General features: G+C 62.8%; 6 protein-coding genes and 1 tRNA gene. 3 read left to right on the plus strand and 4 right to left on the minus strand.

Going from position 1 to position 11,315, the window contains the following annotated elements; genetic code table 11:
- Positions 1–456: 456 nt before the first annotated feature.
- Both HMPREF2605_RS06200 and HMPREF2605_RS06205 read left to right on the plus strand, forming a co-directional pair.
- Positions 457–1,449, plus strand: coding sequence for an HNH endonuclease (locus tag HMPREF2605_RS06200; protein WP_070830482.1), 993 nt, complete (start codon positions 457–459; stop codon positions 1,447–1,449).
- A 301-nt stretch (positions 1,450–1,750) separates the two neighbouring features.
- Positions 1,751–3,112 carry a hypothetical protein gene (locus HMPREF2605_RS06205; protein WP_070847405.1) on the plus strand — a complete coding sequence of 454 codons (1,362 nt, stop codon included), beginning with the start codon at positions 1,751–1,753 and terminating at the stop codon, positions 3,110–3,112.
- 395 nt (positions 3,113–3,507) lie between these two features.
- On the opposite strand, the gene hrpA is transcribed toward HMPREF2605_RS06205, so the two are convergent.
- A complete protein-coding gene (gene hrpA / locus HMPREF2605_RS06210) occupies positions 3,508–7,995 on the minus strand; it encodes an ATP-dependent RNA helicase HrpA (protein ID WP_070847408.1) in 4,488 nt (1,495 codons plus the stop codon).
- A gap of 285 nt (positions 7,996–8,280) precedes the next feature.
- Here hrpA and HMPREF2605_RS06215 point away from each other — a divergent pair, with 285 nt between their 5' ends.
- Positions 8,281–8,742: a helix-turn-helix domain-containing protein gene (locus tag HMPREF2605_RS06215; protein ID WP_044150579.1), complete on the plus strand. Its 462-nt coding sequence runs from the start codon at positions 8,281–8,283 to the stop codon at positions 8,740–8,742.
- Positions 8,743–8,777: 35 nt separating this feature from the next.
- Here the strand turns inward: HMPREF2605_RS06215 and HMPREF2605_RS06220 are convergent, their stop codons facing one another.
- From HMPREF2605_RS06220 to HMPREF2605_RS06230, 3 genes are all read right to left on the minus strand, one after another.
- Positions 8,778–9,938 (minus strand): alpha/beta hydrolase, encoded by a 1,161-nt coding sequence (locus HMPREF2605_RS06220; protein WP_070847410.1) that lies wholly within the window; start codon positions 9,936–9,938, stop codon positions 8,778–8,780.
- 14 nt (positions 9,939–9,952) lie between these two features.
- Positions 9,953–10,900: an NADP-dependent oxidoreductase gene (locus HMPREF2605_RS06225; RefSeq protein ID WP_070847411.1), complete on the minus strand. Its 948-nt coding sequence runs from the start codon at positions 10,898–10,900 to the stop codon at positions 9,953–9,955.
- 308 nt (positions 10,901–11,208) lie between these two features.
- Positions 11,209–11,282: transfer RNA gene (locus HMPREF2605_RS06230), tRNA-Arg, on the minus strand.
- Between the last annotated feature and the right edge of the window lie 33 nt (positions 11,283–11,315).

An 11,315-nucleotide genomic window follows, 5' to 3' on the forward strand; every position in this document is an offset into this window, starting at 1 on the left:
CCCGCCCTCGCTTCGCTTCGGGCACCCTGAGGGCGCTTCCGGAAAATACGCTCGCCCCGCTCCGCGTCCCCGATGTCACGATGGAGGACACCATCCCTCTCCTCGTAGGTAAAACACTCGACCCCGGTTCAGTAAGTGCAGGGCTTGGGTGCGCGATACCGGCATAACGAACTGGAAGGGGAGGGGGCTGTCGCCTTCTCAATCTTTTGCTGGCTCCGCCGAGTCTACATTTGTAGGGCGTGCATCTTACACACGTCCTCCGCGCCGTCGCAGGGGACCCGCCCTCGCTCCGCTTCGGGCACCCTGAGGGCGCATCCGGAAGGTGTAGTCTGCCCGCCAATCCTTTCAATAGCTCACTGACGTGACCAAATGCTTTGCGCACCGAGCCTACCTCCGATACCCTAATGGAGGAAATCTACACTCACAGATACACCGCCGTATCACAAAGGAACACCCATGAAATTCCTCAAAGGGCTCGGCATCTTCTTCGCCGTATGCCTCGCCTTCTCCCTCTGGTACGTCATCCTCGGCGCCGCCATCATCGTGCTCATCGTGGGCATTGTCCTGACCATCCGCAAAAACCGGTACTTCGCAACCCCCGAATTCCAGACGCACCGCCAACGCACCGCCACACTCGCCAGCGAATACAACGAAGTCGCCAGCTACGTACACGACATCTATACTCGCGGAATCTACGAACTCGGCGCCTCCACCAACGGCATGTACAGCCACCTCGCCACCGTCGAAGTTCAACAACCCAAAACCTGGCAGACGCTGCTGCGGAAGAAACCCGAAGAACGCCACCCGCACGTCTACAACTCTTCAAAACAGGTCGTCCTCGAAGCCGAACGGGACCCCATCGGCAGCCTCACCAAATACTTCCACATCGAAGCCGACCTGCAAACCCTCAAAGACGTGCAGCGCCTCTCCGACGATATCGCGCGTCTAGAAACCGCCGTCGACAACGTGCGACGCCGCGAAGACGACATGCTCGCACACATCAACCCGCCCCAATTCATCACCAAGCACTATGCCGACGAGTTCTGGGACAAACTCAACGTCTGCCACGTAGGGCTGACCGTGCCATACCCCGTCTATCGCTTCGAATACACCTCAATCAACGGCAAAGAAAACCGCGCCGTCACCGTCACCCTCGACACCCCAACCCTCGACGCGCTCTCCGAAACCCTCGAACGCAAAATACGCTGGGCATGGCCCGAAGGCGGCAAACGCACCCTCATGACCGCCCAGCTGCGCCAACGCATCAAAGAGCGCGACAACTACACCTGCCAAAATCCCGGATGCGGCAACTCCATCATGCGTGAACGAATCCTCATCCTGGAGGTCGTCCACAAGGTGCCGCTGTCCGAAGGCGGCAACAACGAACCCGAAAACCTGCAGACCCTCTGCTGGCGTTGCGTGCGCGGGCGGAACCTGCGGCTCGCATAAAGCCGCACCTTCCGGAAGCGACATCAGGGTGCCCGCACGGGCGCTCTCCGCAGCGAAGCAAGGAAGAGCGGAGCGCCCGGGTGCGGCGGGTTCCCCTGCAGGAGCGCAGGAAGAGAGCGGCGCGAGGTGCCCAAAGGCTCCCATGCCGCGCTCCAACCAGGGATTTATGTTAAGGCTGAGGTTCAAGGTATGCTTTTCCTCGGCGCTGATTTTCTTTCCGCGGCAAGCAAATCGAGGCCTGCTTGGAATCAAACATCGCTGCGCCGCAAACACATCACCCCACCTGAATAAAGGGCATACCATGTCTACTTCCCTGACCCGCCGCAAGCTCGTCGCTGGTGCAGCCTGGGCGGCACCGGTCGTCGCAGCCTCGGCAACCATCCCCTCCTACGCAGCGTCCGTCTCCGCAGACTGCACGCTCGCCGCACACCCGGCGTACAACATCTCCGGCACCGACGAAGGCGCCAAAACCGTGCAGAGCTTCGCCGTCCCCAACAACGTCTACAAGCTCCGCTTTGAACTGGTCGGCGGCGCGGGCGGCACCAACAACCGCATGACCCCCGCCGGCTCCGGCGCGAAGGTCACCGGCATCATCCCCGTCACCCCCGGCTCCACCGTGCAGATTATCGCCGCGGCAGGCGGCATCGGCGACGGTTCGCTCACCCCCACCGCCGGCGGTGAAGGCTACGGCAACGGCGGCTCCGTACCCGCCTACACCATCCCCGCCAACGTCACTGCGCAGGTCGACGCAAAGTACGCTGACCCGGCAAACTCCAAGAGCCAGGTCTACGCCGCATCCGGTGGCGGCTCCTCCGCGCTGCTCATCGACGGCACCGTGGTAGCGGTTGCAGGCGGCGGTGGCGGCGCGGGCATGACCAGCTCCGGCGTGTCCTACGCAGACCCCTGGTACTCCAACCTCGACGGCCAGATCGACGCAGGTGTGGCGGCACTCGGCTCGGACGCATCCCCGCAGTTCGATGCGGCGGGCAGCGCCTCCGCAGCGGCAGGCTCCAACGGTACCCCCGGCTACGAAATCTACAAGGCTGAACGCTCCAAGGTGCTGACCTACAACTCCGGTTCCGGCGGCGCAGCGGGCGTAGGCGGTGCTGGCGGCGCGGCAGGCACCCTGCCGGCAAGCGGCCCCATCATCGGTTTCGAGACCACCAACAACCAGGTTCTGTTCAGCCAGTTCGTTGCCGGTAACGCGGGCACCAACGGCTTCGCGGGTAACGGCGGCGACGGCGCGGGCGCATACTCCTACCAGCTCGATGAGAACCCCGCCAGCGTGCACGAGAAGGGCACCTACGAGGACCGCAGCTGGGACCTGGACGTCTACAACGACGAAGGTGCGTACGCACAGAACTTCAACGGCTACCAGTCCGTGGTGTCCGGTGGCGGCGGTGCAGGTTACGGCGGCGGCGGTTCCGGCGCGGCGCAGTCCGTCTCCTCGATTGTGCTGACCCAGAAGTGGCTGAACAGCCCGACGGGCGTGCGCCAGGGTCTCGGCTACACGATGCAGGGCGGCGCCGGTGGCGCGGGCGGCTCGTACATTGCACCGTCCGTGAGTGAGGGTGCGATTGTTTCGGCTGAGAACGCGCCGCAGTGGATGCGCGAGCGCGGTAACGGCTCCGTAAAGGTGACCTTCTGCGAGGCGGCAGCCTAACCGTTTCTCACGCTGAGAGGCGGTGTTCGTCCTCGCTCCTACAGGGGCACCCGCCCTCGCAGAGCTCGGGCACCCTGATGTCGCTGCGGACGACACCGCCTTTCCGCGCTAGGTTCCCGGCTTAGCTTGCGCTGTGAACGGCAAAGAGCCCCCACACGATTACCTCGTGTGGGGGCTCTTTGCTTGTGCTGCAGGTGCAGCCGTGTTTTCCGGAAGCGCCCTCAGGGTGTCAACCCGGACGCTCTCCGCAGCGAAGCAAGGAGAGGGCGGAGCGTCCGGGTGACGGGTGCCCCTGCGTAGGCGCGGAGGAAACATGCGGCGCACCTACACCTGAGTAGGAGCGAGGACGAACACCGCCATCCGCGCAAGCCGCAGACAACCCGCAAGCTCACAATCTAACGCTTGATGGCGTCCAGCGCCTCACGCTGAGCCTTCGCAATGCGCTTCTCAGACACCGTGTAGGCGGTACCAAGCTCCTGGGCGAAGAAGCTGACGCGCAGCTCCTCAATCATCCAGTTCACGCGGCGGAGCGCATCCGGCACGATGGTGCCTGCCGGCAGCGACTTGACCGCGTTATCGTAGGAGTCCTCAAGATCCTGCACGGTGAGCATCAGCTGGTTGTCGCGGTGTAGATTCGGGCCGAGCTTCGTCAGGCGCACCTGGGCGGCCTTGAGGTAGCGCGGCAGGTGAACCAGCTGGTCGTAGCCGGTTTGTGCGACGAATCCGGGGTAGACCAGGTTTTCCATCTGTGCCTTCACGTCGGAGACGGCGTGCATGGTCGTCAGCGAGGTTGCCTTCTTGATTGCCTTCTTCAGCGCGGTGGCTTCGGAGAGGATTTCGGCGACGAGCTTGGTGACGTCGAAGACCGTCTCGATGAGTTCGGCGCGCACGTGCTCGTAGAGTTCGCTGTATTCGGCGTGCGTGAAGATGGGCGTGTGCGGCACGAGGTGGTCGAGTGCCGCGACGGTGCAGTCGCGAATGAGCTCGTCGATGGAGCCGTGCGGGTTCTGCGTGAAGACGATTTTCTCCTTGTGGGAGAGGTGTTCGCTCACGTAGCGCACGGGCGAGGGCACCTGCAGCTGCAGCAGGCGGATGATGCCGCGGCGCTGCGCGTGGAGCTGTTCGGCTTCGGTGGGGAAGATGCGCAGTCCTACGCTGGTTTCTTCGTCTACGAGGGCGGGGTAGCCGTTGACCGCTTGGGTTGCGATGATGCGCTGTACCTTGCGGGGGATCTCTCCGTTGGGGAAGAGATCGGCGGGGAATTCGGTGAGGCTGCTGATTTCGCGTACTCCGCCGGATGCGTCCGCGTTGGCAGGGGTCCCCGGGTTCTTCGCGCCCTTCTTAGCCGAAGCTGCCGAGCCGCCTGAGCTACTTGAACCGCCCTGTGCTAACGCCACCATTTTTGCCATGGCCTCGTCGGATGCGCCGAGCGAGTCGGCGAGGGCGCTGCGAATCTCCTTGTGCAGTTGCTGCTGCAGGGCTCGCAGGTCCTTGCCTTCGCCCAGGATCTTGTTGCGGGCGTTGCGCACCTGGAAGCCCATCTTCAGGTGCTCGGGCACGGCGTCCCAGTTGAAGGCTTCGGGTTCGACGACCACGCCGCGCAGGCGGCGCAGCACGAGCGCGAGGGAGGGGAGCAGCTCGTCGGTTGCGGGGGAGTAGTCTTCCTCGAGGGCGGCGCAGGCGGCGCGTGCCACGTCGGGTGCGGGCACGAAGTTGCGGCGAATCGCCTTGGGGAGGGACTTAATGAGCGCGGTGACGAGCTCGTGGCGCAGGCCGGGGATCTGCCAGCGGAACGGTTCGGGGCTCAGCTGGTTGAGGAAGAGGATAGGCACCTGCACAGCCACACCGTCGCGTTTTGCGGCGTCGGTGCGTGCACCTCCCACGCCGGCGGTGGGGGCGTATTCGTAGCGCAGGTCGAGGGTCAGTTCGCCGCTGTCGGTGCGCTGCACCCACTGGCGCGGGAACTGGGAGTCGTCGTAGTCGGCGGCCTCCTCGTTGATGAGCTTCTCGGGGTTGAAGTCCAGGAAGTTGTCGTCTTCGAGACGTGCCTGCTTCCACCACTTGTCGAAGGCGCGCACATCGGTCACGTGGGCGGGGATGCGGGCGTCGTAGAAGGCAAAGAGCACGGAGTCGTCCACGCGCAGGTCGCGGCGGCGCAGGCGTGCCTCAAGTTCTTCGACCTCGGCGAGGGCGCGCTGGTTGCGCAGGTAGAACTTGTGCTGGGTGTGCCACTGGCCTTCGACGAGGGCGGACTGAATGAAGATTTCGCGGGCTGCAGCGGCGTCTACGCGGGCGTACTGCACGGGGCGGTCGGCGTAGATGGTCAGGCCGAAGAGCGTGCCCTTGGCGTAGGCGACTGCCGCGCCGGAGCTGAGGGACCAGTGCGGTTCGGAGTATTGCACGCTGATGAGGTGCTTGCCGACCTCTTCGATCCACTGCGGGTCGATGGAGGCGTTGGTGCGCGCCCACAGGCGGGAGGTTTCGACGAGTTCGGCGGAGAGCACCCAGTCGGGGCTCTTCTTGAACAGACCGGAGCCGGGGAAGATCGCGAACTTGGTGCCGCGTGCGCCGAGGTATTCGCGGGGGCCGCGGGTGCGTCCCTTGGAGTCCTTTTCGCGTTCTTCCTTGACTCCCACGTGCGAGAGCAGGCCGGAGAGCAGGCTCTTGTGGATGTCGACCTCGTGGGCGGAGGCGTTGATGTCGCGTCCGCCGCTGGCGTGAATATTGGCGGTGCGGCCCATTTCGCGCAGCTGGGCGAAGAGGTCCTGCCATTCGCGGATGCGCAGGTAGTTGATGTATTCGCGGTGGCACATTTTGCGCAGCTGCGAGGAGGACAGCGCCGCCTGCTGCTCGTTGATGTAGTCCCAGAGCAGCAGGAAGGATGAGAAATCGGAGGTGTCGTCGACGAAGCGGGCGTGCAACGCGTCGGCTTCTGCGCGCACGTCGGCGGGGCGTTCGCGCGGGTCCTGGATTGTCAGGGCGGCGGCGAGCACCATCATTTCCTTGGCGCAGCCGCGGCGGCCGCCTTCGATGATCATGCGGGCCAGGCGCGGGTCCACGGGGAATGCCGCCATGGCTCGGCCGATGGCGGTGAGGGTTGCGCTATTGCCGCGGCCCTTGCGGGGCTGGCGGGGGCGTTCGGTGAGCGCGCCAAGTTCGCGCAGTAGGTTCACGCCGTCGTTGATGGCGCGAGATGCGGGCGGCTGCACGAACGGGAAGCGGGAGATGTCGCCGGGCTCGCGGACCACGCCGATTGCAATCATCTGCAGGATGACGGCTGCGAGGTTGGTGCGCAGAATTTCGGGGTCGGTGAACTCGGGGCGCGAGTTGAAGTCTTCCTCGGAGTAGAGGCGGATTGCGATGCCGTCGCTGACGCGGCCGCATCGACCGGAGCGCTGGTTGGCGCTTGCCTGCGAGATGCGTTCGATGGGCAGGCGCTGAACCTTGGTGCGTGCCGAGTAGCGGGAGATGCGTGCGGTGCCGGTATCGATGACGTACTTGATGCCGGGTACGGTCAGCGAGGTTTCGGCAACGTTCGTGGCGAGCACGATGCGCGGGCGCGATCCGGGGGAGAATACGCGGTGCTGTTCGGCGAGCGAGAGGCGCGCGTACAGGGGTAGCACTTCGTAGTTCAGGCGCGGTGACTTGAGAACCATTGCCTCGATGGCGTCCTTGGCGTCGCGGATTTCGCGTTCGCCAGAGAAGAAGATGAGGATGTCGCCGGGCGCTTCCTTGGAGAGTTCCTTGATGGCGTCGAGGATGCCGTCGGTGGGGTCGTGGTCGTCTTCGATTTCGTCGTCGCTGAGGTAGTCTTCCTCGTCGAGCGGGCGGTAACGGATTTCCACGGGGTAGGTTCGGCCGGACACCTCAATGATGGGCGGCGCGTCGTCGGGCAGGATTGCTTCGGCGATTTCGCGTTCTTCGGCGCTGAGGTTTTCGTCGACGATGCCCTTGCCCGGCACGTAGCTGGGGGAGAAGTGGCGTGCGAAACGCTCCGGGTCGATGGTCGCGGAGGTGATGATGACCTTCAGGTCCGGGCGCTGCGGCAGGATGCGCTTGAGGTAGCCGAGGATGAAGTCAATGTTCAGGCTGCGTTCGTGCGCTTCGTCAATGATGAGGGTGGAGTAGCGGCGCAGCAGCTTGTCGTTCTGAATTTCGGCGAGCAGAATACCGTCAGTCATGAGCTTGATGGCGCTGTGTTCGCCGACCTCGGAGGTGAATCGCACCTGGTAGCCGACGGTTTCGCCGATTTTCTGACCGAGTTCTTCGGCGATGCGTTCGGCCACGGAACGCGCGGCGAGGCGGCGCGGCTGGGTGTGGCCGATAAGGCCCTTCTCGCCCAGGCCCAGGTCGAGGCACATTTTAGGAATCTGGGTGGTCTTACCGGAGCCGGTTTCACCCGCGATGATGACGACCTGGTTGTCACGAATCGCGTTCATGATGTCGTCGCGGCGTTCGCTGACGGGCAGCTCTTCGGGGTAGGTGATGACCTCGGGAATGAAGGGTTCGTAGCGGCGCGGTGCCGGGCGGTTCTGCTGCTCGCCCTGGCGGTTACCGTTGGTGCCGCCCTGCTGGTTGCCCTGCTTGCGGGCGCGGTTGTTGGCGACTCCGCGTCGGTTGGAGCGGGAGGCGTTGGAGTTGCGTTCGGATGCGCCGCGGGAGGAGCTCTTGCGGTCTGCGTTATTCTTCTGCGCACCCTTTTTCGGGGCGTCGTTTTTTACCGCGTAGTTCTCAGTAGTTTTATCTGCGGTTTTGCCAGCGGCTTTTTCGGAGGATCGTACCTTTGCCGCGTGGATTGCGGCGGCCATGCTCGCCATGGTGGGGGCGGTGCGGGGGGCCTTAGAAGTATCTGCGTGTTTCTTCGTGGATTTCTGCTCAGACATATCCTATCCAGTGTACTCGCCTTGCCCGCGGTGGGCTTGGGGTGTGCTTTGTTTGTCATATTTGGGTTTGTTCGTGGAATCCCCGGGACTGACAGTGGTGGAATACTAACCCCGGGCGAGCAATTAAGGTACAATAAATGGCATCAAATGCTATCTAAAGAGTTAATAATTATTCATTTGAATTTTATGCACCGTAGATGCGAATTAACTGCGCTTCTTAACTTTCTTTCGATAGTTTCGTTCAACTGCTACAGTGGTGAATAACACAGTAACGAAGGAGTGACTATGCCATCACCAAAGACGTACCCGGCAACACGTGTTGCAGTGTTGGATTGCTACGAAGACGGACAGCACGAAGAAATTCACCACCGCTGCGAAGAGCTCTTCCAAGCCCTCGTTCACGCGAGTCTGCGCACCCACTTCGACCGCCTCAGCGCCGAAGAAACCCTCTACCTGGTCACCGGCGACGGCGAGCGCGTACAGATTTCCCCCGAAATGTACGGACCCCTCACCTCCGTAGCGCGCGCATTCGCCGACCGTAAGGACGTCTGCGTGGTACGCCAGGACCGCCTCATGACCACGCAGGAGGCGGCAGACTACCTGGGCGTATCCCGCCCGACCGTTGTACGCCTGCTGGAGCGCGGAGATATTCCGTTCGAGCGCATTAACACGCACCGTCGCGTTGCTTTTGATGACCTCGAACGCTACCGCCTTGAGCACGAATACGTGAACCGCCGCGTTCGCTAACCTGTGAACCGCTCATGCTACACAGCACGGTTGAGCTACACGCCGCGGTTGAACTGAACAGCGTGGTTGAGAAATAGCAGCATCTGCTGAACAATGTCGGGGCTAAAACAGCGCGAATCTCCGTGTTCGGCATCCGGAACCAGCACCAAATCGGTAGGCACCTGCCGCGTGCGCAGCGCCTGATACACCCGCACCGATTGCTGGTACGGCACACACGAATCACTAATACCGTGCACGAGCATGAGAGGAGTGGCACCGCCGCTCACTCCCGGTGCACAGGCACTTTCGATCTTATTCACTCGTTTCTGGGGGCGTACCGCATCAATGGGATGCGCACGCTCCCAGTTCTTTTTGGCGCGCTCGAGAGCTACACCCGGAACCGCTCGCTCACCCTTGGCGGCGTCGATAGTAGACACATTTGCGGGGACAGGGTGGGTGCTTCCCAACAGCCGCCATTCCGCTCCGTCATCCTCGGGATGGTCGAGGGCATAGCCAGCCAGAGGACGATCGGTGAAGATAGTCCTCAAATCGCTGACCCCGTAAAAAGACGCCCCCGCCGCCACCTGCGAACTATGGGACGGGTAGGCGCTCGCCGCCCTGCCTTCAAAGTATTCGTCGTGCTTGGGTGCGTTCGCAGAATCCCCAAATACAGAGTTACCGGCGGCGGAATCTCCCGTGTGCGCAACCAGCATGCTCAGGTGCCCGCCCGCGCTTCCACCCGCTACTGCGATGCGCTGCGGGTCAATGCCGAACTCGTGCGCGTTGGCGCGGAAGAAACGCACTGCCTCCTTCACATCGTGCAGGGCACCGGGGAAGAGCGCCTGATGCGAATACCGGTAGTTGATGGAGGCGACCGCCCAGCCTGCCTGCTGGAAAGCGGTGCGCATGAGCGCCTGGGTATTGGGTTGCTCCCCGGCGGGGGTACGCAGGATAGTGTATCGTAGTGCCTGGTTGGTGCCGAAGCGCCAGGCGCCGCCGTGAACCCACACCAGCAGCGGCGCGGGGGAAGACGCATCCGCGGTCGCGGGGAAGAAGTCGTAGGCGAACGCCTCTCGAGTTACCGGCGACTGTGCACCGTAGTCGGGTAGTGAGTGGGCATCGTAAAAGTCCGCCTCGCGGTAAAAACCGGAGCGGTACTCGGTACTCTCAATGTTCGGCGCGCTCTCAGCGTTCGGCGCGCTCTCAGAAGTCTGCATAAATCACCGCTGCGCTAGGGAGCCAGAACAATCTTGCCGCGGGTGCGACCCGTCGCCACCAGGGCGTGAGCCTGCGCAGCCTGCGAGAAATCAAGCACCTGATCCACGTGCACCTTCAACAGGCCCAGGGACATGAGGCGGGCAATCTCCTGCATCTGCACACGATCCGGGTGAACCGTCAGCCACTGCGCCTCGAAGCCGCGCTCACGCGCAACATCCAGCGGGTCGGGGCTGGTCAGGGTGACAATGCGGCCGCCGGGAACCAGCACCTCCAGCGAATCGAGGATGGTCTGCTGACCGGTGGAATTGAGTACCACGTCCATGGTCTGGCCCAGTACGGCGCGGAAATCCTCGGTGCGGTAATCAATAGGCTGGGCACCCATCGAGCGCACAAACTCGTAGTTCGCCGCGGAGGCGGTCGCAAAAACCTGAGCGCCAGCCTGCGCCGCCAACTGAACAGCGAGGTGACCGACGCCTCCGGCACCGGCGTGAATAAGCACGCGCTCGCATTCCTTCAATCGCGCCACTTCGAAGAGCGCCTGGTATGCGGTCAGAGCCGCCAGGGGAGCGCCGCCCAATTGCGCGCAGGGAACATCGGCGGGCACCTTCACTAGCTGATGCGCCGGGGCGAGAACATACTCGGCGTACGCACCGGCGGGGGAGGGGAAAGAAACAAGACCAAATACGCCGTCGCCCACCTTAAAACCCGTGTAGTCGCCGGCGGTGGCAACCACGGTGCCGGCAACATCCCAGCCGGGCACGAAGGGCTTGTACGACGGGTCGGCAAGCTGTGCGGCAGGGCCCAGACCCTTGCGGGTGGTCAGATCAATCGGGTTGACACCGGCGGCAACCGTCTTGATGAGCACGTGACCGCGCACCGGCGAGGGGATAGGTACGTTTGCTTCGTGCAGAACGCTTTCGTCGCCCCATTCGGTGAGCTGAATCTGGCGCATGGTGGTCATCGGGTTACCTCCGCTGTTGTGGCTTGAAGCCGTGCTGATGTGACGGGTGTGCGCGTTTTCCCATTCTCTCAAGGCTGTTAGCGTTGCCACAACAGGTAGGCGGGTAGTGTCCACCCTCTGAGGTTGAAGCCTGAGGTTGAAGTCTGAGGTTGAAGAGGGAGGTGGCGGGAACGGTCGCCCGGCGCAGGCTTTATGCACAACAGGGTGAGCGGCTCAATAAAGTTGAGTTGTTAAATAAAAAGGAGCCGATACCCGAACAATACGCCTCGGATATCGGCTCCCGTGTTCCCTCTCGAATAAGAACATCGTGCCCCTGAAAGGATTCGAACCTTCGACCCCCAGTACCGGAAACTGGTGCTCTAATCCGCTGAGCTACAGAGGCAACCCCACCATGGTATCAGATATGCGCTAGATA

It is taken from the genome of Rothia sp. HMSC065C03 (genome assembly GCF_001837295.1).
Classification (GTDB): domain Bacteria; phylum Actinomycetota; class Actinomycetes; order Actinomycetales; family Micrococcaceae; genus Rothia.

What these genes read in the sequence shown, in the direction of transcription:
- HMPREF2605_RS06220 (WP_070847410.1), bottom strand. Translation starts at nt 9,938, where the DNA reads ATGCAGACTTCTGAGAGCGCGCCGAACGCTGAGAGCGCGCCGAACATT.
- HMPREF2605_RS06225 (WP_070847411.1), bottom strand. Translation starts at nt 10,900, where the DNA reads ATGACCACCATGCGCCAGATTCAGCTCACCGAATGGGGCGACGAAAGC.
- HMPREF2605_RS06200 (WP_070830482.1), top strand. Translation starts at nt 457, where the DNA reads ATGAAATTCCTCAAAGGGCTCGGCATCTTCTTCGCCGTATGCCTCGCC.
- HMPREF2605_RS06215 (WP_044150579.1), top strand. Translation starts at nt 8,281, where the DNA reads ATGCCATCACCAAAGACGTACCCGGCAACACGTGTTGCAGTGTTGGAT.
- HMPREF2605_RS06205 (WP_070847405.1), top strand. Translation starts at nt 1,751, where the DNA reads ATGTCTACTTCCCTGACCCGCCGCAAGCTCGTCGCTGGTGCAGCCTGG.
- hrpA (WP_070847408.1), bottom strand. Translation starts at nt 7,995, where the DNA reads ATGTCTGAGCAGAAATCCACGAAGAAACACGCAGATACTTCTAAGGCC.